The following is a 24475-nucleotide window of genomic DNA, read 5'->3' as shown; positions in this document are numbered from 1 at the left end:
TGTAGCGCACCCCATGAACGCCCTCGAATCCCAGCTGCAGTATCCATTTGGCGACGCCGTCCCGGCCGTCGGCACCGCCCTCGAGATCGCGCCCGGGGTGCAGTGGGCGCGCATGCCGCTGCCGTTCGCGCTCGACCATATCAATATCTGGCTGCTGCGCGACGGGGCCGGCTGGACGGTGGTGGACACCGGCGTGGACCGCCCGGAGACGCGCGCCGGCTGGGAGCAAGTGTTCACTAACGTGGTCGGGGGCGAACCCCTGTCGCGCGTGCTGGCCACGCATTGCCATCCCGACCACGTGGGCCTCACCGGCTGGCTGTGCGAGCGCTTCGACGCGCCGCTGTGGATGACGGCCGGCGAATTCGGCTTCGCGCGCATGATGGCGGCGGCGCTGCCGGGTGTGGACGGCCCCGCCGCCGTGCCGCACTTCGAGCGCCACGGCCTGCGCGACGAAGCGATGCTCGAGCAGATGCGTTCGCGCCGCAATTACTATCCGTCCCTGGTCCCGGCCGTGCCGCATGCCTACACGCGCATGCAGGATGGCGAGCATGTGAAGATTGGTGGTCATGGCTGGCGCGTGATTACCGGTTTCGGCCACTCGCCGGAGCACGCCGCGTTGTACTGCGCGGACCTGAACCTGCTGATCTCGGGCGACATGGTCCTGCCGCGCATCTCGACCAACGTATCGGTGTTTGCCGTCGAGCCGGACGCCAATCCGGTGCAGCTCTACCTCGACTCGCTTAGCAAGTTCGAAGCGCTGCCCGCGGACGTCCTCGTGCTGCCGTCGCATGGCAAGCCGTTCCGCGGCCTGCACACCCGCATTGCCCAGCTGCGCGCGCACCACGAGGCGCGGCTGGCGGAAGTACTGGACGCCTGCCGCGAGCCGCGCAGCGCCGTCGACATTGTCCCCATCATGTTCCGGCGCCCGCTGGACGCCCACCAGCTGAGCTTTGCCCTGGGCGAAGCGCTGGCCCACCTGAACAAGCTCTGGCTGGACGGCGCGCTGCGGCGCGAACGCGGCGCCGACGGGGTCTACCGCTTCACCGCCGACTGAGCGGCCCCGCCCGCTCCCAATGCCAAACTAACAACGGTTTGGGGCATTGCGCGCCCGCGCCACTCAAATAGTTACAAAATATGAGTGAATCCGGTATGGACGGATGCGCGTATTCGTGTGAATATTCACAAATCTGTAAAATACTGTCACCAATTGTCGCGACGACCGACGCGGTAACCGGTTTTCTCCAGCAACATTTAGAGTGCATCACATGAATTCTTCGAACGAACGGGAAAGCTTCAGCGAGCGGCTGCAGCTTGCCCTGCGCAACGCCCACTACTCCCCGGACAGCCCGACACGGCTGGCCCGGGAATTCAACATCCGCTTTGAGGGACGTCCAATCACCGTGCACGCCGCGCGCAAGTGGCTGGTGGGCGAGGCGATTCCGACCCAGGAAAAGCTGCGCATGATCGCGCAATGGCTGGGCGTGCCGGCCGAGTGGCTGCGTTTCGGCGGGCCGGAACAGGCGCCGGAAGGTGGCGAAGGCAGCGCGAACGCGCGCTTCGAATCGGCCGACGTCAAGCTGATCGCGGACCTGCAGCGCCTCGACGAACATCATCGCCAGCTGGCGCGTGAATTCATCCGCATGCTGGTGCGGATGAACCACCAGAAGTAGCGACCACAATGTGTCACATCAACGCGGCCCGGGGGCCGCGTTTTTTTTGTCCACAGCGCTCAGCGATTGACCTTGCAATGAAGGAAAAATAAGGCAAGAATAGGGTTGCCGTTACCGACGGCAAGGTCGACATCACAAGCCAGGGAAACAACGCCTTATGAAGAGCAACTACAGCAACGCAGCACAGCTGAAGGATTTGATGACCGCCCCACCCATGTCCGCCGCCCAACACGCGCAAGTGATGCGCAAGCGGATCGAACAACGCCGCATGGTGGAAGAAGCCCGTGAATTAAAGAAAGCGCTCGGCTGGGGCATCGACCGCCGCTGACGCCCCACCCCCGTTTGCGCTATATCAAACCCGGGGTCAGGCCTGGCCTTCCCCTGGTGCCTGACCCCGCGTTTGCGTTTTCTCAAGCCCGGGGTCAGGCACCAGGGGGAAGCGAGGCCTGACCCCCGGTTTGCGCTAAATCAAACAGCTCGGTCAGTCATGCCCTGCCAGCGCGGGGCAATGGCGTTGTCGATGCCGAACAGGTCGATGACGCGGGCCACAGTGTGGTCCACCATCTCGTCGATGCTGGCAGGCTTGTGGTAGAAGCTCGGCAGCGGGGGGAAGACGATGCCGCCCATTTCGGTCACGGCAGTCATGTTGCGCAGGTGCGCAAGGTTGAATGGCGTTTCGCGCACCATCAGGACGAGCTTGCGACGCTCCTTCAGGACGACATCGGCAGCGCGCGCGATCAGGTTGTCGGAGAGGCCATGGGCGACGGAGGCCAGTGTCTTCATCGAGCACGGCGCGATGACCATGCCGTCGGACTTGAAGGAGCCCGATGCGATCGAGGCGCCGACGTCGCGGTAGCGGTGCACCACGTCGGCCAGCGCTTCAACTTCCTTGCGCTGCAGCCCGGTTTCCTGGTGCAGGGTGAGGGCGGCGGAATCGGACACCACCACGTGGGTCTCGATGCCGCCTAGCGCGCGCAGGTGTTCCAGCAGCCGGACGCCATAGATGGCGCCGGTGGCGCCAGTGATGGCGACGACCAGCCTGCGCGCCGGTATATCAGCCATGAATCAGCTTTTGCAGCTCGCCCGATTCGTACATCTCGCTCATGATGTCGGAACCGCCGATGAATTCGCCCTTGACGTACAGCTGCGGAATGGTCGGCCAGTTCGAGTATTCCTTGATCGCCTGGCGCACTTCGGCGTCGTCCAGCACGTTCACGGTGGCGATGTTCTCCACGCCCAGGCCCTTCAGGATCTGGATGGCGCGGCCCGAGAAGCCGCACTGCGGGAACTGGGCGGTGCCCTTCATGAACAGCACTACCTGGTTCTTGGTGACGGTTTCGCGGATCCAGTCTTGCACTTCGCTGCTCATAATTGCCTCAATAAGGTAAAAAGGGTGAAGCCGTCATTTTATAAGAAAACGCGGCCCGTCGTACCCGCTCGGGCGGGTACCCACACGGAGCTTAAGGATTAGATAAGGTGCGGGGCTTCGGACGCCCCGGCATGCCTCGGTGATCAGCCGCGCAGCTTGGCGAAGGCGGCAGCCATCGAGCTTTCGGCCGCAGGCGCGCGCTCCTGCCGGTTCTGCTGCTGCGCCATGCGCGTGCGATCGTTGCGATCGCCCCGCTGCTCCGGCTTCGCTCCGGCCTGCGGTGCGCTATCCGACAGCCGCATGGTCAGCGCGATGCGCTTGCGCTTGACGTCCACTTCCAGCACCTTGACCTTGACCACCTGCCCCGCCTTGACCACCGTGTGCGGGTCCTTGACGAAGGTGTTCGACAGCGCCGAGATGTGGACCAGGCCATCCTGGTGCACGCCGATGTCCACGAAGGCGCCAAACGCTGCCACGTTCGTCACCACGCCCTCCAGGATCATCTCCGGACGCAGGTCGCCGATCTCCTCCACGCCTTCCTTGAAGGTGGCGGTGGTGAACTCCGGCCGCGGGTCGCGGCCCGGCTTTTCCAGTTCCTTCAGGATGTCGGTCACGGTCGGCACGCCGAAGCGCTCGTCCGCATACCTGGCCGGGTTGAGCGACTTGACCAGCCGGGCGTCGCCGATGACGGACTTCATGTCGCGCTGGATGTCGGCCAGGATCTTTTCCACCACCGGATACGATTCCGGGTGCACCGCGGACGCGTCGAGCGGGTTCTCGCCGTTCATCACGCGCAGGAAGCCGGCCGCCTGCTCGAAGGTCTTGTCGCCCAGGCGCGGCACGGCCTTGAGCGCGGCGCGCGAGGCGAACGCGCCCTTTATGTCGCGGTAGGTGACGATGGCTTGCGCCACGCTGGCCGACAGGCCCGAGACGCGCGCCAGCAGCGGCGCCGACGCGGTGTTGACGTCCACGCCCACTGCGTTCACGCAGTCCTCGACCACGGCGTCCAGCGAGCGCGCCAACTGGGTCTGGCTGACGTCGTGCTGGTACTGGCCGACGCCGATCGATTTCGGGTCGATCTTCACCAGTTCGGCCAGCGGGTCCTGCAGGCGGCGCGCGATGGAGACGGCGCCGCGCAGCGATACGTCCATGTCGGGCAGTTCGCGCGAGGCGAATTCGGATGCCGAGTACACCGAGGCGCCCGCCTCCGACACCACGATCTTGGTCAGTTTGAGTTCCGGGCGCTGCTTGATCAGGTCCTGCGCCAGCTTGTCGGTTTCGCGCGATCCGGTGCCGTTGCCGATCGAGATCAGCGAGACCTGGTGCTTCGCGGCCAGCTGGCCCAGCGTGTGCAGCGATCCGTGCCAGTCGTTGCGCGGCTGGTGCGGGTAGATCACGGCGGTATCGACCACCTTGCCGGTGGCGTCCACCACCGCCACCTTGACGCCGGTGCGCAGGCCGGGGTCGAGGCCCATGGTGGCGCGCGGGCCGGCAGGCGCGGCCAGCAGCAGGTCCTTGAGGTTGCGGGCGAAGACGTTGATCGCCTCGTGCTCGGACCGTTCGCGCAGCTGGCCCATCAGGTCGCTCTCCAGGTGCATGAAGCTCTTCACGCGCCAGGTCCAGCGCACGGTGTCGAGCAGCCACTTGTCGGCCGGGCGGCCCTCGTTGCGGATGCCGAAGCGCGCGGCGATGCGGCCTTCGCATGGATTGTGCGGCGCGTCCCACTTCGGCTTCTCGGCCTCGGTATCGAGGCGCAGGATCACGTCCAGCACCTGCTCGCGCCGGCCGCGCAGCAGCGCCAGTGCACGGTGCGAGGGCACGCTGCCGAGCGGCTCGGAATAGTCGAAGTAGTCGGCGAACTTTTCGCCCTCGTCCTCCTTGCCGGCGATGACCTTCGATTCGACCACGCCGTGTTCGAGCACGTACTCGCGCAGCGACTGCAGCAGGGTCGCGTCCTCGGCAAAGCGCTCCATCAGCACCTGGCGCGCGCCGTCCAGCGCCGCCTTGGTGTCGGCCACGCCCGGGTTGGCGCCGTCCGCGCTGGTGAAGGGCTCGCGCAGGTATTTCGCGGCTTCCGCTTCGGGGTTCAGGGTCGGGTCGGCCAGCAGGGCGTCTGCCAGCGGGGCCAGGCCGGCCTCGATCGCGATCTGCGCCTTGGTGCGGCGCTTCTGCTTATAGGGGAGATAGAGGTCTTCAAGCCGCGTTTTGTCTTCTGCATGCACCACTGCGTCAAGCAGTTCGGGCGTCATCTTGTTTTGTTCGGTGATCGACGCGATGATCGAAGACCTGCGCTCCTCCAGTTCGCGCAGGTAGCGCAGGCGCTCTTCCAGCAGGCGAAGCTGGGTGTCATCCAGGCCGCCGGTGGCTTCCTTGCGGTAGCGCGCGATGAACGGGACGGTCGCGCCTTCGTCCAGCAGGGCGATGGCGGCAGCCACCTGGGCAGGTTTGGCGGAGAGTTCGAGGGCGAGGCGTTGTTCGATCGGGGGCAGCATGGGCGAGGGGTAGTCCAATTCAGTCAAGGGGCGAATGATAACCAATCGGGCCCGCGCCGCGCAGTCTTGACATCGGAAATTACGAAAGGAATCACCGCTAAGTGCGCTTGCGAACAAAACACGATCTTGCGATGTCGGATAATATTGTCTGTCGTACCAAAAAAAATGTACTCCAACATGCCTACGATGGATCTTATGCGCGACGACGCTAGCGACACTAAAACCGCACCTGCCCCGGCCCCTGCCGTGGCGCGCACGCCGTCCGGCCTCCCAGCGCCGGTGGCGGGTTGGCTGCAGCGCGTGGAAGCAGCCGCCCACCCCCAGCCCGCGCTGGCGGAGGAGCCGAAGGACCCGAAAGCAGTCCAGTTCAAATTCGTCTACGTGCTCGCGCCGACGTCCGGCGGACGGCATGTGGCCATGTGCCTGTGCAAGGCACGCCTGCGCCCGAACGGCGATGTCGCCGCGGCCAGCCCCGTTTCCGAAGTATTTTCCCTGCTGTCCGCGCCGCCCGCCTACCTGGAAGGCGACGACGAGGACCTGGTGCGCTTTTTTATCGCGATGCGCAGCGGCGCGGCGCAGTCCTCCAGCGCCACCGAACCGCGCGGCAAGGTGGGCGCAATCCTGCTGCGCATGCTGATCGAGCAGGAAAAGCTCCTGTGGGCGAACTCGTGGCAGGACATGGCCAATGGCCTGGTCTATCCGCTGCAGGCGGGACCGGTCCGCCCGGCCAACCTGGTGTGGCGCGACGAGGGCCGCACCTCGCGCCTGGGCTGGCGCGTGGAGCCGGCCGGCGGCGCGACCCATCCGGGCGCCGACATGGTCGACTACATGCTGCCGACCGATCCGCCGTGGTACATCGATAACCTGTCCACCGGACCGCTGGAACTGAACCGCGGCGGGGTGGACATCTCGCTGGCCGACCTGCAGGCCCTGGTGGCGCAGGCGCCGGCACTGTCGGGCAACGACCGCAAGCGCGTCTCGCAGCTGCTGCTGGCGCATGGCCTGCAACAGCTGATGCCGCTGCCGCAGCCGCTGCAGCAGCGCATCCGGGAGGACGTCAAGCCCAAGCCCTACCTGCTTCTGGACAGCGTGGCGCTGGCCGACGGCATCTCGTCGCGCTGGCACGACTATGCGGTGCTGTCCTACGACTACGACGGCGAGCGCGTGTCGTTCGACCCGGGCCAACGCGTGGTGCGCCAGGCTGGCGACGTCACCGAAATCATTGAACGCGACAGCGAGGCCGAGGCCAATGCGCTGGCGCTGCTGACCCAGATGGGTTTCCGCAAGCCTGGCACGCCGCCGCTGAATGCGCTGTCCGGCGCCCTGCAGCTGGAGAGCCAGGCGCACTGGCTGCGCTTTGTCGCAGGTGACCTGGACAGCCTGGAAGCTGCAGGCTGGCAGGTGCACAAGGCCGCCAAGTACCGCTACGACCTGGTGGAGGTGGAGGACTGGTACGCGCAGATCGAGGAACCGCCTGAAGCAGGCAATGCCTGGTTCGAGCTGGAGCTGGGCATCGTGGTGGGCGGCAAGCGGGTGCCGCTGCTGCCGGTGCTGGTGCAGATGATCCGCAGCGCGCCGGCCGACTTCGACCCCGACGTGCTGGCCGCGCATGCGGATGCGGACCAGGTGCTGGCGACGCTGCCGGACGGCGTGCGCGTGGCGCTGCCGTGGGGCCGCGTCAAGCCGATCCTCAATACGCTGGGCGAGCTGTATTTCAACGACCGCATCAAGAACAAGGTGCGCCTGTCCACGCTGGACGCCGCGCGCCTGGAGGACCTGGCGCGGGTCGAGGACCTGCGCTGGTTCGGCGGCGAGAAGCTGCGCGAGACCGGCCGCAAGCTGGCGCAGTTCGGCGCGGTGCAGCGCGTGGCGCCGCCGGCCGGCCTGCAGGCGACCCTGCGCGATTACCAGGCCGACGGCCTGGCGTGGATGCAGTTCCTGCGCGAGTACGACCTGGCCGGCATCCTGGCCGACGATATGGGCCTGGGCAAGACGGTGCAGACGCTGGCCCACATCCTGCTCGAAAAAGAGGCAGGCCGCCTGACCCGTCCGGCACTGGTGATCGCCCCGACCAGCCTGATGGCGAACTGGCAGGACGAGGCGGCGCGCTTTGCGCCCGGCCTCAAGACCCTGCTCCTGCAGGGCAAGGAGCGCCTGGAGCTGTTCGACCAGGTGCCGCAGGCCGACCTGGTGCTGACCACTTATGCGCTGCTGCCGCGCGACGAGGAAAAGCTGCGCGAGCACCAGTACCACCTGGTCATCCTCGACGAATCGCACTACATCAAGAACACCCGCTCGAAGGCGGCGCAAAGCGCCGGTGCGCTCGATGCGCGCCACCGCCTGTGCCTGTCCGGCACGCCGCTGGAAAACCACCTGGGCGAGCTGTGGTCGCAGTTCCACTTCCTGCTGCCGGGCCTCCTGGGCGACGAGAAGACCTTCAACACCCAGTTCCGCAATCCGATCGAGAAGCAGGACGATCCGGTGCGCCGCGCGCTGCTGAACCGCCGCATCAAGCCGTTCCTGCTTCGCCGTACCAAGGATAACGTGGCCAAGGAGCTGCCGCCCAAGACCGAGATGGTGCGCAAGGTGGAGCTGTCCGGCGCCCAGCGCGACCTGTACGAGACGGTGCGCCTGGCCATGGACAAGAAGGTGCGCGACGAGATCGACAAGAAGGGCGTGGCACGCAGCCAGATCGTGATCCTGGAAGCGCTGCTCAAGCTGCGCCAGGTGTGCTGCGATCCGCGCCTGGTCAAGGCGCTGCCGGCCAAGAAGCAGGCCGGCGCCAGCGCCAAGCTGGTCGACCTGATGCAGATGCTCGACGACCTGCTCGACGAGGGCCGCAAGATCCTCGTGTTCTCGCAGTTCACCAGCATGCTCGAACTGATCGAGGAGGAGCTGGACGCGCGCCGCATTCCGTATGCGCTGCTGACCGGGGACACCAAGGACCGTTCGGCGCAGGTAGCCGCCTTCCAGCAGGGCGCGGTGCCGATCTTCCTGATCAGCCTCAAGGCGGGCGGCGTGGGACTGAACCTCACCGCGGCCGATACCGTGATCCACTACGACCCGTGGTGGAATCCCGCCGCCGAGAACCAGGCCACCGACCGCGCCTGGCGCATCGGGCAGGACAAGCCCGTGTTCGTCTACAAGCTGATCGCAAAAGGCACGCTGGAAGAAAAGATCCAGCTGCTGCAGCAAAAGAAGAGCGAGCTGGCACAGTCGGTGCTGGCCGAGGGAGAGCAGCAGAAGCTGGTGCTGACGCAGGAAGACCTGCAGGCGATCTTCGCGCCGCTCGACGAGCAGTAGGCGCATGGACCGGATCTTTTCGGGCAGCGCCAGCCAGTTCCGCGCGATCGCGGAAATGCAGGGCGGGGTCGCCTTCATCATCGATGCCGCGAGCGGCACCCTGGTCTACGCGAGTCCGCATGTCGAACGCATGTGCGGCTACACGGTGGCCGACATCGCCGCGCACCTGGACGGCAGCGCGGTCGAGGTGGCGCTGCATCCGCTGTGCAGCGACATGCAGGAGCGCATCGCGCGCTACCGCAACGGCGATGCCAGCCGCGAACGCGTGGTGCGCCACGTCGACCTGCGCTGCAAAGACAGCAGCACGATCGCGATCGAAGTCATCTCGGAGCTGATGGAAGGGGCGCTGGTCGGCGTGGTCCGCGATATCAGCGAGCAGCGCGCGCGGCAGGCGGAGCAGAAGCGCTTCACCAGCATGCTCAATCACGAGTTCCGCACCCCCCTGTCCACCATCGACGGCGCGATCCAGCGGCTGGAGTCGACCTCCGCCCTCGATCCCGCGGTGGATGAAGCCACCCGCGCCCGCTATCGCAAGATCCAGGGCGCGGTGGACCGGCTGATCGGGATGCTGGACGAGTACCTCTCGCCGGACCGGGTGTCCGGCGCCGATACCCGCCACGACGCGCACTGCGAGCCGCTGGAACTGATCCGCTCGGTCGCAGCGCAGGCGCGCGCGCTGGGCCGTACGGTGGACATCGACGCCGCCAGCCTGCCGACCCTGGTTCGCTGCGAGCCGGGCGCACTGAAGCTGGCGCTGCAGGTCATGATCGACAATGCGGTGCGTTATTCGCCAGCGGCCACCCCGATTGCCATCCTGGGCCGCAACACGCACTCGGGCGTGGAGATCGAAGTGGCCGACGAAGGCCCGGGACTCGATCCCGACGAGATCGGGCGGCTGTTCGATAAATCGTTCCGGGGCCGCAATGCGGCAGGCATCGCCGGTTCGGGCATGGGCCTGTATATGGCCCGGACTGTTGTAGAAGCGCACGGCGGAACGCTTTCCGCTGGCAATCGTGCGCACTGTGGGGCAACATTCAAAATCTCTCTGCCAACACGTCGCGACTTGCATACCAGTTGACGTTTTGTAATAATCTTTGAGTTTTGAGCAAGTCGCATTCCGCCTCCGGCGGGCTAGAGGCTCCCCCCGCAACAACGTGACGATGGCGCCCGATGACGCAAATTTTGATTGTTGAAGATAATGGCGAATACGCTGCCGACATGGCCGACTTCCTCAAGGAACTCGATCACGAGGTGACGATCGCCACCAGTGCCAGCGAAATGTGGGCCGCGCTGACCAAGCATCCGACTTCGATCGTGATCCTCGACCTCGGCTTGCCCGACGAGGACGGCTTCAACGTCATTCCGCGCATGCGCCAGCTGTATCCGGGCATCGGGCTGCTGGTGCTGACCGGGCGCGTCGCGTTCGATAACCGCATCCTCGGGCTGCGCCTGGGTGCAGACCACTATCTCACCAAGCCGATCAAATTCCCCGAGCTGGCCGCGCATATCGAGGCGCTCGACCGCCGCGTGCGGGCGCCGGAACCGTCGACCCCGCAGCCGGGCAAATGGACGCTCAAGGTCAGCGCCCGGCAGCTGGAACTGTCCGGCGCCGTGATCGACCTGACTGAAAAGGAATGCAATTTCCTGCACCTGCTGACCATCAACACGCGGCCGGTGCCGCGGCAGGTGATCGTGGCGGGCATGGGCGGCGAGGATCCGGATGCCAGTCGACGGGTCGACATGCTCGTGTACCGCCTGCGCAAGAAGGCGCGCTCCGGCCTGGGGCAGGACCTGCCGCTGCGCAGCGCCTATGGCGAGGGGTACAGCCTCTCCGCCGGGTTTAACATCCAGTAGCGCCCGAGGGAACTGTCCGAGGCTAAATAGGGACAGAGTCGCATCCGGTCGCAGTGGGGCGAAAAATAATCGGGGACAGAGTGGTTTGGCTTGGTCTAGAATGATCCCGGACCCACTCTTTCCGAGCAGCCATGGCGCGCCTCCCCCGTCTTGTCGTCCCCGGCCAACCCCACCACATCATCCAGCGTGGCAATAACCGGCAGCCCGTCTTCATCGACGACGAGGACTACCTGCGCTTCCTGGCCTGGCTGCGCGAAGCTGGGCGCACCTACAAGGTCTCCGTGCATGCCTATGTGCTGATGCCTAACCACATGCACCTGCTTGCCACGCCGGCGGAGGAGTCCAGCCTGGCGCAGATGATGCAATGGATCGGCCGCAAGTACGTCCCCTATTTCAACCAAAAATACAACCGCGTCGGTACCCTGTGGCAGGGCCGCTTCAAGACGTCGGTGATCGACTCGGAAAACTACTTCCTCGTCTGCAGCCGCTATATAGAGAACAACCCGGTGCGCGCGCAACTGGCGGCTACGCCCCAGGACTACCGCTGGAGCAGCTATGCGCATCACGCGGGGCTGCGGCAGGATCCGGCGGTAGTGGACCATGCGCTGTACTGGGCGCTGGGGAACACGCCGTTCCAGCGCGAGGCTGCCTATACGTCCTTGTTCCAGGCGCCGTTGTCGCACGCCGAGCTGCTCAACATCCGCACCTCCGTCGGCAAGGGATGGCCCCTCGGGTCGGACGCATACAAGACGAAGTTGGAGCAGCGGGCCAAGCGGCAGGTGCTGCCGGCGCGCCGTGGCCGTCCGCCCGCGCGCAAGCAAGACTCCGCCTGATCAATTTGTTGCGTGGCAGGAACCGTGGCCCGCACGCAGTCCCGCTCGACTGTGTCCCTATTTAAGTGTGACACGAAAGAGTCGCCATTTAATGCGACTCTGACCCCGATTGTTTTCGTTGAGTTTTATTGTGCATTGCACTATCGTAGTTTTTCGAACCCACGAAAACTGCGGAGACCAGCATGGACGCGCAAGGCTTGTACGACCCATCCAACGAACACGATGCGTGCGGGGTCGGCTTCATCGCCCACATCAAAGGCGTGCGAACCCATTCGATCGTCGAGCAGGGCCTGCAGATCCTGAAGAACCTGGATCACCGCGGTGCGGTCGGGGCGGATAAGCTGATGGGCGATGGGGCCGGGATCCTGCTCCAGATCCCGGACCAGTACTTCCGCGACGAGATGGCGCGCCAGGGTGTGGAGCTGCCGCCGCCCGGGGAGTACGGCGTGGGCATGGTGTTCCTGCCGAAGGAGCATGCGTCGCGCATCGCCTGCGAGCAGGAGATCGAGCGCGCGGTGCGCATCGAGGGCCAGGTGGTGCTGGGCTGGCGCAATGTGCCGGTGGACGAGTCGATGCCGATGTCGCCGGCCGTGCGCGCGAAGGAGCCGGTGATCCGACAGATCTTCATCGGGCGGGGGCCGGACATCATGGTGACCGATGCGCTGGAGCGCAAGCTGTACGTGATCCGCAAGTCGTCCGGGCACGCGATCCAGGCGCTCAAGCTCCTGCACGGGAAGGAGTTTTTCGTGCCGTCGATGTCGGCGCGGACCATCGTGTACAAGGGACTGCTGCTGGCGGACCAGGTCGGGGTGTACTACAAGGACCTGCAGGATCCGCGCTGCATTTCGGCGCTGGCGCTGGTGCACCAGCGCTTTTCGACCAATACCTTCCCGGAGTGGCCGCTGGCGCACCCGTACCGGCTGATCGCGCATAACGGCGAGATCAATACGGTGAAGGGCAACTTCAACTGGACCCGCGCGCGCGAGGGCGTGATGAAGTCGGCCGTGCTGGGCGAGGACCTGCAGAAGCTGTTCCCGCTGATTTACGAGGGCCAGTCCGATACGGCCTGCTTCGACAACGCGCTGGAGCTGCTCGTGATGAGCGGCTATCCGGTCGCGCAGGCGATGATGATGATGATCCCGGAGGCGTGGGAAAACCATACGTTGATGGACGAGAACCGCAAGGCGTTCTACGAGTACTACGCGTCGATGATGGAGCCGTGGGACGGGCCGGCGGCGATGGCGTTCACGGACGGACGCCATATCGGCGGGACGCTGGACCGCAACGGCCTGCGCCCCGCGCGCTACATCGTCACGGACGACGACCTGGTCGTGATGGCGTCCGAAGCGGGCGTGCTGCCGATCCCCGAGTCGAAGATCATCCAGAAGTGGCGTCTCCAGCCCGGCAAGATGTTCCTGATCGACCTGGAAGCCGGGCGCATCATCGATGACAAGGAGCTCAAGGACACGTACGCGAACGCGAAGCCGTACAAGGCGTGGATCAAGTCGGTGCGCATCAAGCTGGGCGAGATCCGGCTGACGGAGAGCCAGCTGGCGATGCACCGCCACAAGGGCGCACCCGGCGAGAAGCAGCCGCCGTCGCTGCTCGACCGCCAGCAGGCGTTCGGCTACACGCAGGAGGACCTGAAGTTCCTGATGGCGCCGATGGCAGTGATCGCGGAGGAAGCGACCGGCTCGATGGGCAACGATTCGCCGCTGGCGGTGATGTCGAACAAGCTCAAGCCGCTGTACAACTACTTCAAGCAGCTGTTCGCGCAGGTCACCAATCCGCCGATCGATCCGATCCGCGAGAGCATGGTCATGTCGCTGGTGTCCTTCATCGGTCCCAAGCCGAACCTGCTCGATACGAACAATGTGAATCCGCCGATGCGCCTGGAAGTGGCGCAGCCGGTTCTCGGCTTCGACGACATGACGCGTCTGCGGGGCATTTCGGCGCATACGGGCGGCAAGTTCAAGTCGTATGAGCTGAACATCTGCTATCCGGTCGCGTGGGGCAAGGAAGGAATCGAGGCGTCGCTGGCGTCGCTGTGCGCGGAGGCGGTCGATGCGGTCAAGTCGGGACACAATATCCTGATCGTGTCGGACCGCTCGATGGATGCGGCGCAGGTGGCGATTCCTGCGTTGCTCGCGACCTCGGCGATCCACCAGCACCTGGTGGCGCGCGGCCTGCGCGCATCCACCGGCCTGGTGGTCGAGACGGGGTCGGCGCGCGAGACGCATCACTTCGCGCTCCTCGCCGGCTATGGCGCGGAAGCAGTGCACCCCTACCTTGCGCTCGAGACGCTGGCGGAACTGGCGCAGTCGCTCCCGGGCGAACTGTCAGCCGACACGGCTGCCTATAACTACACCAAGGCGATCGGCAAGGGACTGCTGAAGGTAATGTCCAAGATGGGCATTTCGACCTATATGTCCTACTGCGGCGCGCAGATCTTCGAGGCGGTTGGCCTGTCGAAGGCGATGGTGGACAAGTACTTCCGCGGCACGGCGTCGAACGTGGAGGGCATCGGGGTGTTCGAGGTGGCCGAGGAGGCGATCCGCCTGCACACGCTGGCATTCGGCGCCGACCCGCTGCTGGCCGATTCGCTCGATACGGGCGGCGAATACGCGTACCGCGTGCGCGGCGAGGACCACCTGTGGACGCCCGATACGGTCGCGAAGCTGCAGCATGCGGCACGCTCGAACAGCTACGCGACCTACAAGGAATATGCGCAGTTGATCAACGACCAGAGCGCGCGCCACCTCACGCTGCGCGGGCTGTTCGAGTTCAGGATCGATCCTGCCAAAGCGATTCCGCTGGACGAGGTGGAGCCGGCCAAGGAGATCGTCAAGCGTTTCGCCACCGGAGCCATGTCGCTCGGTTCGATCAGCACCGAGGCCCACGCGACGCTGGCGATCGCGATGAACCGTATCGGCGGCAAGTCCAATACGGGCGAAGGGGGCGAGGATCCGGTGCGCTATGCGCAGGAACTCAAGGGCATCCCGATCAGGCAGGGCGATACGATGGCGTCGGTGCTGGGCGAGTCGCGCGTGGTGGCCGATATCCCGCTGCAGGACGGCGATTCCTTGCGCTCGAAGATCAAGCAGGTCGCCTCCGGCCGCTTCGGCGTCACCGCGGAATACCTCAATTCTGCCGACCAGATCCAGATCAAGATGGCGCAGGGCGCCAAGCCGGGCGAGGGCGGCCAGCTGCCGGGCCACAAGGTATCGGAGTACATCGCGAGCCTGCGCTTTTCCGTGCCGGGCGTCGGCCTGATTTCGCCGCCGCCGCACCACGACATCTATTCGATCGAGGACCTGGCGCAGCTGATCCACGACCTCAAGAACGTCAATCCGCGCGCGGCCATCTCGGTCAAGCTGGTGTCCGAAGTCGGCGTGGGCACCATCGCCGCCGGCGTGTCGAAAGCCAAGGCGGACCATATCGTGATTGCCGGCCACGATGGCGGCACCGGCGCGTCGCCGCTGTCGTCGATCAAGCACGCCGGTACGCCGTGGGAGCTGGGCCTGGCGGAGACGCAGCAGACGCTGGTGCTCAACGGCCTGCGCGGGCGCATCCGCGTGCAGGCCGACGGCCAGATGCGCACCGGGCGCGATGTGGTGATCGCGGCGCTGCTGGGCGCGGACGAGGTGGGATTTGCCACTGCGCCGCTGGTGGTGGAGGGCTGCATCATGATGCGCAAGTGCCACCTGAACACCTGCCCGGTCGGGGTCGCGACGCAGGATCCGGTGCTGCGCGCCAAATTCACGGGCAAGCCGGAGCATGTGGTCAATTACTTCTTCTTCGTGGCGGAAGAAGCGCGCCAGCTGATGGCGCAGCTGGGCATCCGCACCTTCGATGCACTGATCGGGCGCGCGGACCTGCTCGACAAGTCGAAGGCGGTCGCCCACTGGAAGGCGAAGGGGCTGGACTTCTCCGCGATCTTCCACCAGCCCACGGTCGATCCGCTGGTGGCGGCCTACCACTGCGAGTTCCAGGACCACAGCCTGCACCTGGCGCTGGACCACAAGCTGATCGCACAGGCCAAGCCGGCACTGGAGAAAGGCGAGCGCGTCTCCTTCATCTCACCGGTCCGGAACCGCAACCGCACGGTCGGCACCATGCTGTCGGGCGAAGTCGCGCAGCGCTACGGCCATGCGGGCCTGCCTGACGACACCATCCACATCCAGCTGCAAGGTACGGCGGGCCAGTCGGCAGCGGCGTTCCTCGCGGCCGGGATCACGCTGGACCTGGTCGGCGAAGGCAACGATTACGTCGGCAAGGGCCTGTCGGGCGGGCGCGTCATCGTGCGGCCGAATACGGAGTTCCGCGGCCGCGCAGTGGACAACATCATCGTCGGGAATACGGTGCTGTATGGCGCGATCAGTGGCGAGGCCTTCTTCAATGGCGTGGCGGGCGAACGCTTCGCGGTCCGCAATTCCGGCGCCACGGCCGTTGTCGAAGGATGCGGGGACCACGGTTGCGAGTACATGACCGGCGGGACCGTCGTGGTACTGGGACGGACAGGACGCAACTTCGCTGCGGGCATGTCGGGCGGCGTGGCCTATGTATACGACCCGGACGGCGACTTCCGCAACCTGTGCAATACGGCGATGGTGGACCTGCATGGCGTAAGCACGGCCGCGGAGCAGCACGACCGCAGTACCATGCACGCCGAGTCGCGCGGCGGCGAGCCGGAGGCCGATGAGACCATCCTGCGCCGCCTGGTGGAGCGCCACTTCAAGTACACCGGCAGTACGCGCGCGCGCAACCTGCTGGACGACTGGTCCAGCAGCCGCAAGCTGTTCGTCAAGGTGTTCCCGACCGAGTACAAGCGCGCGCTGGAGGAGATGCACAACTCCAGCATGGAAGAAGCGGCCGAGCAGATCGCGGCCTGAGCGGACCAGAGACAAGGAAAATCACGTGGGCAAAATCACAGGCTTCATGGAATTCGAGCGCCAGGAGGAGGGTCACCTCGCGCCGGAAGAGCGGGTCCGCCACTACAAGGAATTCGTGCTGCACCTGACCGACGAGCAGGCCAGGATACAGGGCGCGCGCTGCATGGATTGCGGCATTCCGTTCTGCAGCAGCGGCTGCCCGGTGAACAACATCATCCCGGACTGGAACGACCTGGTGTACCGCGGCCAGTACCGAGTGGCGCTGGACAATCTCCACTCGACCAACAACTTCCCCGAGTTCACGGGGCGTGTCTGCCCGGCTCCATGCGAGGCGGCGTGCACGCTCAACATCAATGAAGAGCCGGTCGGCATCAAGTCGATCGAGCACAAGATCATTGACACCGGCTGGGAGCATGGCTGGGTGACGCCGCAGCCGCCGCTGCAAAAGACGGGCAGGAAGGTGGCGGTAGTCGGTTCCGGACCGGCCGGCCTGGCGGCCGCGCAGCAGCTGGCGCGCGCGGGCCACGCCGTCACCGTGTTCGAAAAAGCGGACCGCGTCGGCGGCCTGCTGCGCTACGGGATCCCGGACTTCAAGCTGGAGAAGCACCTCATCGACCGCCGGGTCGAACAGATGCAGGCCGAGGGTGTGACCTTCCGCACCGGTGTCCTGATCGGGAAGGACTTCCCGGCCACCGTCAACAACTGGGCGCGCGACACGATCTTCCCGGAGGACCTGGCGCTGGAGTTCGACGCGGTAGTGCTGGCCGGCGGCGCGGAGCAGCCGCGCGACCTGCCCGTGCCGGGGCGCGAACTGAAGGGCGTGCACTTCGCGATGGACTTCCTGCCGCAGCAGAACAAGGTCAACGCCGGCGACAAGGTGAAGGAGCAGATCAAGGCGACCGGCAAGCACGTGGTCGTGATCGGCGGCGGCGACACCGGCTCGGACTGCGTCGGCACCTCGAACCGGCAAGGCGCGGCGTCCGTCACCCAGTTCGAACTCATGCCGATGCCACCCGAGCAGGAGAACAAGGCGCTGGTGTGGCCGTACTGGCCCACCAAACTGCGCACCTCGTCCTCGCACGAGGAAGGTGTCGAACGCAACTGGGCGGTTGCCACCAAGCGCCTGGAAGGGAAGAACGGCAAGGTCGAGAAGCTGATCGCCTGCCGCGTCGAGTGGCAGAACGGGAAAATGACCGAGGTGCCCGACACCGATTTCGAGGTGAAGGCGGATCTGGTGCTGCTGGCGATGGGTTTTGTCTCGCCGGTGCAGCAGGTGCTGGACGCGTTCGGCGTAGAGAAAGACATGCGCGGCAACGCGCGCGCAGCCGTGGACGGCCTGCAGGCCTACCAGACCTCGGTGCCCAAGGTGTTCGCCGCCGGCGACATACGCCGGGGCCAGTCGCTCGTGGTCTGGGCCATCCGGGAAGGCCGCCAGTGCGCGCGCGCCGTCGATGAGTTCCTGATGGGCTCCACCCTGCTTCCGAACTGAGCGTGTCGGGCTGAATCAGTTTGCGTCGCTTGACCTCCAGGTCGGGCGGCGTAGACTGATTGGCCAGGGAGCTCTCCATGGACAGTACCGATTTCCCTCATCCAGCCGAAGTCACGTGCGAGCACATCCTGGAAGAGCTGCGCGAACTGCGGGCCGATATGCGCGAGTTGCGCAATGAAATGCGCGAGCTGCGTAATGAAATGCATGCCGAATTGCGCGCAATGCGCAGTGACATGCTTGATATGCGCCGCGCGTCGACGACCGATTTTCGAATCCTGTTCGGCGCATTGATTGCTGTTGCGGTCGGTCTGGCCGGGACAATGGCGCGCGCTTTCGGCTGGATCTAGCAGCTATCCCTTCTTCTGAGCAGCATCAATGCTGCACCTGCACATTTTCGTTAGCTTTGCGCAAACATTGCTGCGCGCGGGCGCGGTCATGTATGTATATCCCTGAAAAAACAATTACTTACAAAATATATATATCTGACCGGAAATTCAGTAGTGTTGTATTATCGCCCCCGGCGAGGCCGGTTTTTGGCCCGCCGCAGCAGAGATTATCTTTTCTGCACTACAATATCGGCTTCCCCCATTTTGAGTCTGCCTGTGCCCAACCTTGTCGAGATACGTGACTTGCACTTCGCCTATGGACCCCGTCCGATCCTGTCGGACCTCCAGATGGACTTCCCACGCGGGAAAGTTGTGGCAGTCATGGGCGGTTCGGGCTGCGGCAAGACGACCGTTTTGCGCCTGATCGGCGGCCAGATCCGTCCCCAGCGCGGCACGGTGAGCGTCAACGGCGAAGTCATCAACAAGCTCAATACGGAAGGCGTCTACCGCCTGCGCCGCAAGATGGGCATGCTGTTCCAGTTCGGCGCGCTGTTCACCGACCTGACCGTGTTCGACAACGTCGCGTTTCCGCTGCGTGAGCACACCGACCTGCCGCCCGAGCTGATCCGCGACCTGGTGCTGATGAAGCTGAACGCGGTCGGCCTGCGCAACGCGGCCAAGCTCAAGCCTTCCGAAATCTCGGGCGGCATGGCGCGCCGCGTGGCGGTAGCGCGCGCGATCGCGCTCGACCCGGAACTGATCATGTATGACGAGCCGTTCGCCGGCCTCGACCCGATCTCGATGGGCGTGACCGCCAACCTGATTCGCCGCCTGAACGATGCGCTCGGCTCCACCTCGATCGTGGTGTCGCACGACGTGCACGAGTGCTTCGAGATCGCGGACTATGTGTACTTCATGTCGTCCGGGAAGGTGGTCGCGCACGGCACCCCGGCCGCGCTGCGCGAGTCGCAGGACCCGTACGTGCGCCAGTTCGTCGATGCGGCGCCGGACGGCCCGGTGCCGTTCCATTATCCCGGACGCTCGCTGGCCGACGACCTCGGCCTGGGAGCGCAGGCATGATCGGCCGCGCCCTCGCCTGGATCGGCAAACAGGTCCGTGAGACGGTAGAACATATCGGCTTTGCCACGCGTTCGCTGTTCGTGCTGATTGGCCACTCGTTCGGCGCGCTGCGCCGCCCGGGCCTGATCACCGAGCAGGTGCATTTCATCGGTAACTACTCGATGGTCATCATCGTCGTGTCCGGCCTGTTCGTCGGCATGGTGCTGGGCCTGCAGGGCTACCTGACGCTGAACCAGTACGGCGCGGAAGAGCAGCTGGGCAAGGTGGTGGCGCTGTCGCTGCTGCGCGAGCTGGGCCCGGTCGTCACCGCGCTGCTGTTCGCGGGCCGCGCAGGCACCTCGCTGACCGCGCAGATCGGCCTGATGAAGGCCGGCGAGCAGCTGTCCGCAATGGAGATGATGGCGATTAACCCGGTGCAGCGCGTGCTCGCCCCGCGCTTCATCGCCGGCATGATCGCGATGCCGATCCTGGCCACGATCTTCAGCGCCGTCGGCATCATCGGCGGCTACCTGATCGGCGTGCAGCTGATCGGCGTGGACGAGGGCGCGTTCTGGTCGCAGATGCAGGCCGGCGTCGACATCTTCAACGAGATTGGCAATGGCCTGCTCAAGAGCTTCATCTTTGGCGTTGCCGTGACTTTTACCGCCCTGTTCCAGGGCTACCAGGCGCAGCCGACGCCGGAAGACGTCTCGCGCGCGACCACGCGCACAGTCGTCATCGCGTCGCTGCTGGTGTGGGGACTTGATTTCGTCCTCACCGCGCTCATGTTCAACAAATAATTGGAAGAATAAGAATATGTACCGTAAATCGATGGATATCTGGGTCGGCCTGTTCGTCCTGCTGGGCGCGGTCGCGTTGATGTTCCTGGCCCTCAAGGCCGGCAACATGAGCACGATCAAGTCCTTCCGCCAGACCTACACGGTGACCGCGAAGTTCGACAATATCGGTGGTCTCAAGCCGCAAGGCGCGGTCAAAAGCGCCGGCGTCGTGATCGGCCGAGTTGACGCAATTCAATTTGACGACAAGAGTTATCAGGCCTTGGTAACCTTGACCCTGGACGCGGGCTACAAGTTCCCGAAGGACAGCTCGGCCAAGATTCTGACCGCAGGCCTGCTTGGTGAACAATACATCGGCCTGGAACCCGGCGGCGATACCGTCAACCTGTCGAACGGTGACCGCATCGCCCGTACACAATCCGCGGCCGTGCTCGAAGACCTGATCAACCAGTTCATCTACAGCAAGGCCGCCGAAGGAAAGGATGGCGGAGAATGACCCAACCCCGGCACAACGCCGCGCGCCGTGCGGCGCTGGTCGCCGGCCTGGCAGCATGCGTGACCCTGAGCGGTTGCGCGTCGGGCCCGGCAGCAAACCCGAAGGACCCGTTCGAGCCGTATAACCGGGCCATGTTCACCTTCAACGACAAGGTCGACCAGGTGGCGCTCAAGCCCGCCGCGACCGCGTACAAGAAGGTGCTGCCGGAATTCGTGCAGACCGGCGTGAACAATTTCTTCAGCAACCTGGGCGATCTCTGGACCGGGGTGAACAATTTGCTGCAGGGCAAGCCGAAGGATGGCCTGTCCGACTTTGGCCGCTTTGGTCTGAACTCGACAGTGGGCATGCTGGGCCTGCTGGACCCGGCCACCAGCGCCGGCCTGGTCAAGCATCGCGAGGATTTCGGCCAGACGCTGGGCGTGTGGGGATTTCCATCCGGCCCCTACTTGATGTTGCCGCTGTTGGGCCCATCTACGGTACGTGATACTGCCGCGTTACCGGCCGACTGGCAGGGCGATTTGTGGACGTACAAGGAGCCGGTGCACTGGCGTACCGCGGGCACGATAGTACGCGTGATCGACCAGCGCGCGGTGCTGCTGGACGCTTCCAACCTGCTCGAGGAAGCAGCGCTGGACCGCTATGAATTCATTCGCGACGGCTTCTTCCAGCGCCGCGAAGGGCAGGTCAGGGATGGCGAGAGCGCCCCGGCAGCCGCGCAGGAAACGCAGGACGATAACGAGCAGGCGCCGACCGATGCGCCTGCCGCGACGGGAGAAAAACCGGTGGAAACCGATGGGGAAGCCAAACCGGCCGACAGCACGCCAGCCGTGCAGGCCAAGCCGGCAACCGACAACCAACCCGAGAAAAGAATCGAGAGCCTATGAAACTGATGAAAAAATTGCTGGCGGTCGCGACGATCGCTTTCGCTGCGAGCGGCCCTGCCCTCGCCCAGGAAAAACCGGACCTGCTGGTCAAGCGCATCAGCGAGGATGTGATCAACACCGCCAAGGCGGACAAGGATATCCAGGCAGGCGACCGCCGCAAGGTGATCGGCCTGGTGGAAGCCAAGATCCTGCCGCATGTGGACTTCCAGCGCACCACCGCGCAGGCGGCCGGCCGCTTCTGGCGCACCGCCACCCCTGAGCAGCAGCAGAAGCTGTCGCAGGAATTCAAGACCCTGCTGGTCCACACCTATTCGGGCGCGATCTCCCAGATCAAGAACGAGACCGTGGAATTCAAGCCGATGCGCGCCCAGGACTCGGACACCGATGTCGAAGTGCGCTCGCAGGTCAACCTGACCCGCGGCGAGCCGCTGACCCTGAACTACCGCCTGTACAAGGCGCCAACCGGCTGGAAGATCTACGACATCAACGTGATGGGCGCCTGGCTGGTCGAGACCTACAAGGGCACCTTTGCTTCCGAGATCAACAAGTCGGGCATCGACGGCCTGATCGCCAAGCTGGCCGAGCGCAACAAGCAGCTGGCTTCCAAGCCGCTGAAGGCTGCCAAGTAAGATGCTGACTTTCGACACCCTCACGTTCCAGAACGCCCGCGCGGTGCTGGAGCAGGGTTGCGCCGCGATCCGCGGCGGCGAGACCGAGATCGACCTGTCGAACGTGCAGGCGGCCGATTCCTCGGCCGTCGCCGTCCTGCTTGCGTGGCAGCGCATCGCCCGCAAACAGGGCAGCACGCTCACCTACCGCAACATCCCCGCCGGGCTGCAGAGCCTGGCCGACGTCTACGGCGTCGACTCCCTCCTCGGCTGCTCCCCCGCCGATCTCGCGCACCATTGAATGGGGACTGTCCCTTTGGGACTGTCCCCGGATCTCCGCCGCACTGCCCGGTTCCCGCTAAAAAGCGGGGGACGGTCCCCTCCGGGGACAGTCCCCAACGTACCGGCAGTTGTAAGTTCCCCTATAATTGACCGTTTCCCCCGGTATACAAGGCTGTACCCTACATGTCAGCAGCAATCCAGATCGACAAGGTCGAAAAGAGCTACAAATCGCTCAAGGCGCTGGGCGGCGTTTCCCTCACGATCGAGGAGGGTGAATTCTTCGGCCTGCTCGGCCCGAACGGCGCCGGCAAGACCACCCTGATTTCCACCATCGCCGGCCTGATCCGCCCGGATGCAGGCAGCGTGCGCATCCACGGACACGACGTCACGCGCGACTTCCGCAAGGCGCGCATGAGCCTGGGCGTGGTGCCGCAGGAGCTGGTGTTCGATCCCTTCTTCACGGTGCGCGAGACGCTGCGCCTGCAGTCCGGCTACTTCGGGCTGAAGAACAACGACAAGTGGATCGACGAGGTGATGGACAACCTCGACCTGACCAACAAGGCCGATGTCAACATGCGCGCCCTGTCCGGCGGCATGAAGCGCCGCGTGCTGGTGGCGCAGGCGCTGGTGCACAAGCCGCCCGTGATCGTGCTCGACGAGCCGACCGCCGGCGTCGACGTGGAGCTGCGCCAGACGCTGTGGAAGTTCATCTCGCGCCTGAACAAGGAAGGCCACACGGTCGTGCTGACCACCCACTACCTGGAAGAGGCGCAGGCCATGTGCCAGCGCGTGGCGATGCTCAAGCTGGGCCAGGTGGTGGCACAGGATTCGATGTCGCGCCTGCTGCGCCGCGTGTCCGGCTCGCAGCTGGTGGTGCACCTGAAATCGGGCGCGCTGCCGGAAGGCTTGCGCCACCTGATCGCGCACGACGAACCCGAAAACCCCAACAGATTCAGCCTGCGCGTGAACGGCTACGACGAGGTCGAGCCGATCCTGGCATGCCTGCGCGAAGCGGGCGCCGAAATCGACGAGATGCAGCTGCAGCAGGCCGACCTCGAGGACATCTTCATCCAGATCATGGAAGGACGCACGCTGTGAGCCTCTTTACCGTCGGGTTCCAGACCCTGCTCTACAAGGAAACCCTGCGTTTCTGGAAGGTCGCCACGCAGACCATTGCGGCGCCGATCCTGACCGCCATGCTGTACCTGCTGATCTTCGGCCACGTGCTCGAAGGGCGGGTGGAAGTCTATCCGGGCGTGAGCTACACCTCGTTCCTGATTCCCGGCCTGGTGATGATGAGTGTGCTGCAGAACGCCTTCGCCAACGCCTCGTCCTCGCTGATTCAGTCCAAGATCACCGGCAACCTGGTGTTCATCCTGCTGCCGCCGCTGTCGCACTGGGAGATCATTTCCGCCTATGTGCTCGCATCGGTGGTGCGCGGCGTGGTGGTGGGCGCGGGCGTCTTTATCATCACGGCCTGGTTCGCGGACCTGTCGTTCGTGGCGCCGCTGTGGATCGTGGTGTTCGCGGTGCTGGGCGCCGCCATCCTCGGCACCATGGGCGTGATCGCCGGCATGTGGGCTGAAAAGTTCGACCAGCTGGCCGCATTCCAGAATTTCCTGATCGTCCCGGCCACCTTCCTGGCAGGCGTGTTCTATTCGATCAAGTCGCTGCCGCCGTTCTGGCAGGCGGTATCGCATTTCAACCCGTTCTTCTACATGATCGACGGGTTCCGCCACGGCTTCTTCGGCCAGTCGGACGTGAACCCGTGGACCAGCCTGGCCATCGTCGCCGCGTTCTTCGCGGTGCTGGCGGCCACCGCAATCAATCTGCTCAGGAGCGGCTACAAGCTGCGCCACTAATATCGACGGAGACACCATGGCAACGACCCCAGAACTCATCCACGGCTACATCGCCGCCGGCCTCGATTGCACCCACCTCGAGGTGGAAGGCGACGGCCAGCATTTCAGCGCAGTGATCGTGTCCCCGGCATTCGCCGGAAAACGCCCGATCCAGCGCCACCAGATGGTGTACGCTGTGCTTGGCGATCGCATGCGCGAGGAAATCCATGCGCTGTCGATGAAGACCCTCACCCCGGAAGAATTCCAAGGCTAAAAGGCA

At 64.9% G+C, this 24475-nt stretch carries 22 protein-coding genes; 19 read left to right on the top strand and 3 right to left on the bottom strand.

Annotation, left to right across the window (positions count from 1 at the left end):
- Positions 1-13: 13 nt before the first annotated feature.
- The 3 genes from ACFSQR_RS00685 to ACFSQR_RS00675 all read left to right on the top strand — a co-directional run bounded on the left by ACFSQR_RS00685 (position 14) and on the right by ACFSQR_RS00675 (position 1998).
- Complete coding sequence (locus ACFSQR_RS00685) at positions 14-1054, top strand: MBL fold metallo-hydrolase (protein ID WP_377726903.1); 1041 nt, start codon at positions 14-16, stop codon at positions 1052-1054.
- A 211-nt stretch (positions 1055-1265) separates the two neighbouring features.
- On the top strand, positions 1266-1670 hold the full coding sequence (locus ACFSQR_RS00680) for a hypothetical protein (RefSeq protein WP_377726901.1): 405 nt from the start codon (positions 1266-1268) through the stop codon (positions 1668-1670).
- Positions 1671-1827: 157 nt separating this feature from the next.
- Positions 1828-1998, top strand: coding sequence for a hypothetical protein (locus ACFSQR_RS00675; protein ID WP_377726899.1), 171 nt, complete (start codon positions 1828-1830; stop codon positions 1996-1998).
- Positions 1999-2138: 140 nt separating this feature from the next.
- Here ACFSQR_RS00675 and ACFSQR_RS00670 read toward each other — a convergent pair whose 3' ends face one another.
- The 3 genes from ACFSQR_RS00670 to ACFSQR_RS00660 all read right to left on the bottom strand — a co-directional run bounded on the left by ACFSQR_RS00670 (position 2139) and on the right by ACFSQR_RS00660 (position 5531).
- On the bottom strand, positions 2139-2732 hold the full coding sequence (locus tag ACFSQR_RS00670; RefSeq protein WP_377726897.1) for a UbiX family flavin prenyltransferase: 594 nt from the start codon (positions 2730-2732) through the stop codon (positions 2139-2141).
- On the bottom strand, positions 2725-3039 hold the full coding sequence (grxD, locus tag ACFSQR_RS00665) for a Grx4 family monothiol glutaredoxin (protein WP_377726895.1): 315 nt from the start codon (positions 3037-3039) through the stop codon (positions 2725-2727). Before grxD ends, ACFSQR_RS00670 begins: the two co-directional genes overlap by 8 nt.
- A 143-nt stretch (positions 3040-3182) precedes the next feature.
- Positions 3183-5531, bottom strand: a complete 2349-nt coding sequence (locus ACFSQR_RS00660) for a Tex family protein (protein ID WP_377726893.1) — start codon at positions 5529-5531, stop codon at positions 3183-3185.
- A gap of 186 nt (positions 5532-5717) precedes the next feature.
- Between ACFSQR_RS00660 and ACFSQR_RS00655 the strand changes: the two genes are divergently transcribed.
- The 16 genes from ACFSQR_RS00655 (at position 5718) to ACFSQR_RS00580 (ending at position 24469) form a co-directional block, all read left to right on the top strand.
- The gene (locus ACFSQR_RS00655) at positions 5718-8834 is read left to right on the top strand and encodes a DEAD/DEAH box helicase (RefSeq protein ID WP_377728287.1); all 3117 of its coding nucleotides are present in this window, start codon (positions 5718-5720) and stop codon (positions 8832-8834) included.
- Positions 8835-8838: 4 nt separating this feature from the next.
- A complete protein-coding gene (locus ACFSQR_RS00650) occupies positions 8839-9912 on the top strand; it encodes an ATP-binding protein (protein WP_377726891.1) in 1074 nt (357 codons plus the stop codon).
- Between the two features lie 92 nt (positions 9913-10004).
- Positions 10005-10688 (top strand): response regulator transcription factor, encoded by a 684-nt coding sequence (locus ACFSQR_RS00645; protein ID WP_377726889.1) that lies wholly within the window; start codon positions 10005-10007, stop codon positions 10686-10688.
- A 131-nt stretch (positions 10689-10819) separates the two neighbouring features.
- Positions 10820-11521, top strand: coding sequence for a transposase (locus tag ACFSQR_RS00640; protein ID WP_377726887.1), 702 nt, complete (start codon positions 10820-10822; stop codon positions 11519-11521).
- Between the two features lie 182 nt (positions 11522-11703).
- Entirely contained in the window at positions 11704-16413 is a 4710-nt protein-coding gene (locus ACFSQR_RS00635; RefSeq protein WP_377726885.1) for a glutamate synthase-related protein, read from the top strand.
- Positions 16414-16438: 25 nt separating this feature from the next.
- Positions 16439-17902, top strand: a complete 1464-nt coding sequence (locus tag ACFSQR_RS00630; RefSeq protein ID WP_377726883.1) for a glutamate synthase subunit beta — start codon at positions 16439-16441, stop codon at positions 17900-17902.
- Positions 17903-17979: 77 nt separating this feature from the next.
- Entirely contained in the window at positions 17980-18249 is a 270-nt protein-coding gene (locus tag ACFSQR_RS00625; RefSeq protein ID WP_377726881.1) for a hypothetical protein, read from the top strand.
- Positions 18250-18504: 255 nt separating this feature from the next.
- Positions 18505-19308 carry an ABC transporter ATP-binding protein gene (locus tag ACFSQR_RS00620; RefSeq protein WP_377726879.1) on the top strand — a complete coding sequence of 268 codons (804 nt, stop codon included), beginning with the start codon at positions 18505-18507 and terminating at the stop codon, positions 19306-19308.
- A complete protein-coding gene (mlaE, locus tag ACFSQR_RS00615) occupies positions 19305-20087 on the top strand; it encodes a lipid asymmetry maintenance ABC transporter permease subunit MlaE (protein ID WP_377726877.1) in 783 nt (260 codons plus the stop codon). Before ACFSQR_RS00620 ends, mlaE begins: the two co-directional genes overlap by 4 nt.
- A 16-nt stretch (positions 20088-20103) precedes the next feature.
- Entirely contained in the window at positions 20104-20580 is a 477-nt protein-coding gene (gene mlaD / locus ACFSQR_RS00610) for an outer membrane lipid asymmetry maintenance protein MlaD (RefSeq protein ID WP_377726875.1), read from the top strand.
- Positions 20577-21464 carry a VacJ family lipoprotein gene (locus tag ACFSQR_RS00605; RefSeq protein ID WP_377726873.1) on the top strand — a complete coding sequence of 296 codons (888 nt, stop codon included), beginning with the start codon at positions 20577-20579 and terminating at the stop codon, positions 21462-21464. The genes mlaD and ACFSQR_RS00605 overlap by 4 nt, the downstream gene beginning before the upstream one ends.
- Positions 21461-22093, top strand: coding sequence for a phospholipid-binding protein MlaC (locus tag ACFSQR_RS00600; RefSeq protein ID WP_377726870.1), 633 nt, complete (start codon positions 21461-21463; stop codon positions 22091-22093). Before ACFSQR_RS00605 ends, ACFSQR_RS00600 begins: the two co-directional genes overlap by 4 nt.
- A gap of 1 nt (position 22094) precedes the next feature.
- Positions 22095-22373 carry a lipid asymmetry maintenance protein MlaB gene (locus tag ACFSQR_RS00595; RefSeq protein WP_377726868.1) on the top strand — a complete coding sequence of 93 codons (279 nt, stop codon included), beginning with the start codon at positions 22095-22097 and terminating at the stop codon, positions 22371-22373.
- 164 nt (positions 22374-22537) lie between these two features.
- A complete protein-coding gene (locus ACFSQR_RS00590; protein WP_377726865.1) occupies positions 22538-23452 on the top strand; it encodes an ABC transporter ATP-binding protein in 915 nt (304 codons plus the stop codon).
- A complete protein-coding gene (locus tag ACFSQR_RS00585; RefSeq protein WP_377726862.1) occupies positions 23449-24216 on the top strand; it encodes an ABC transporter permease in 768 nt (255 codons plus the stop codon). Before ACFSQR_RS00590 ends, ACFSQR_RS00585 begins: the two co-directional genes overlap by 4 nt.
- Before the next feature lie 16 nt (positions 24217-24232).
- On the top strand, positions 24233-24469 hold the full coding sequence (locus ACFSQR_RS00580; RefSeq protein WP_377726859.1) for a BolA family protein: 237 nt from the start codon (positions 24233-24235) through the stop codon (positions 24467-24469).
- The last annotated feature ends 6 nt before the right edge of the window (positions 24470-24475 follow it).

Source organism: Pseudoduganella sp. GCM10020061, from assembly GCF_042683405.1.
In the GTDB taxonomy this organism is placed as follows: Bacteria; Pseudomonadota; Gammaproteobacteria; order Burkholderiales; family Burkholderiaceae_D; genus Telluria.
Note: the sequence above shows the minus strand (reverse complement) of the source record. Positions and strands in the feature narration are given on the sequence as shown.

Excerpts from the sequence above, each read along its gene's own strand:
- ACFSQR_RS00660 (WP_377726893.1), bottom strand. The coding sequence starts at position 5,531 with ATGCTGCCCCCGATCGAACAACGCCTCGCCCTCGAACTCTCCGCCAAA.
- ACFSQR_RS00655 (WP_377728287.1), top strand. The coding sequence starts at position 5,718 with ATGGATCTTATGCGCGACGACGCTAGCGACACTAAAACCGCACCTGCC.
- ACFSQR_RS00600 (WP_377726870.1), top strand. The coding sequence starts at position 21,461 with ATGAAACTGATGAAAAAATTGCTGGCGGTCGCGACGATCGCTTTCGCT.
- ACFSQR_RS00670 (WP_377726897.1), bottom strand. The coding sequence starts at position 2,732 with ATGGCTGATATACCGGCGCGCAGGCTGGTCGTCGCCATCACTGGCGCC.
- ACFSQR_RS00625 (WP_377726881.1), top strand. The coding sequence starts at position 17,980 with ATGGACAGTACCGATTTCCCTCATCCAGCCGAAGTCACGTGCGAGCAC.
- ACFSQR_RS00635 (WP_377726885.1), top strand. The coding sequence starts at position 11,704 with ATGGACGCGCAAGGCTTGTACGACCCATCCAACGAACACGATGCGTGC.
- mlaD (WP_377726875.1), top strand. The coding sequence starts at position 20,104 with ATGTACCGTAAATCGATGGATATCTGGGTCGGCCTGTTCGTCCTGCTG.
- grxD (WP_377726895.1), bottom strand. The coding sequence starts at position 3,039 with ATGAGCAGCGAAGTGCAAGACTGGATCCGCGAAACCGTCACCAAGAAC.
- mlaE (WP_377726877.1), top strand. The coding sequence starts at position 19,305 with ATGATCGGCCGCGCCCTCGCCTGGATCGGCAAACAGGTCCGTGAGACG.
- ACFSQR_RS00605 (WP_377726873.1), top strand. The coding sequence starts at position 20,577 with ATGACCCAACCCCGGCACAACGCCGCGCGCCGTGCGGCGCTGGTCGCC.
- ACFSQR_RS00580 (WP_377726859.1), top strand. The coding sequence starts at position 24,233 with ATGGCAACGACCCCAGAACTCATCCACGGCTACATCGCCGCCGGCCTC.
- ACFSQR_RS00685 (WP_377726903.1), top strand. The coding sequence starts at position 14 with ATGAACGCCCTCGAATCCCAGCTGCAGTATCCATTTGGCGACGCCGTC.
- ACFSQR_RS00590 (WP_377726865.1), top strand. The coding sequence starts at position 22,538 with ATGTCAGCAGCAATCCAGATCGACAAGGTCGAAAAGAGCTACAAATCG.
- ACFSQR_RS00675 (WP_377726899.1), top strand. The coding sequence starts at position 1,828 with ATGAAGAGCAACTACAGCAACGCAGCACAGCTGAAGGATTTGATGACC.
- ACFSQR_RS00680 (WP_377726901.1), top strand. The coding sequence starts at position 1,266 with ATGAATTCTTCGAACGAACGGGAAAGCTTCAGCGAGCGGCTGCAGCTT.
- ACFSQR_RS00650 (WP_377726891.1), top strand. The coding sequence starts at position 8,839 with ATGGACCGGATCTTTTCGGGCAGCGCCAGCCAGTTCCGCGCGATCGCG.
- ACFSQR_RS00595 (WP_377726868.1), top strand. The coding sequence starts at position 22,095 with ATGCTGACTTTCGACACCCTCACGTTCCAGAACGCCCGCGCGGTGCTG.
- ACFSQR_RS00645 (WP_377726889.1), top strand. The coding sequence starts at position 10,005 with ATGACGCAAATTTTGATTGTTGAAGATAATGGCGAATACGCTGCCGAC.
- ACFSQR_RS00640 (WP_377726887.1), top strand. The coding sequence starts at position 10,820 with ATGGCGCGCCTCCCCCGTCTTGTCGTCCCCGGCCAACCCCACCACATC.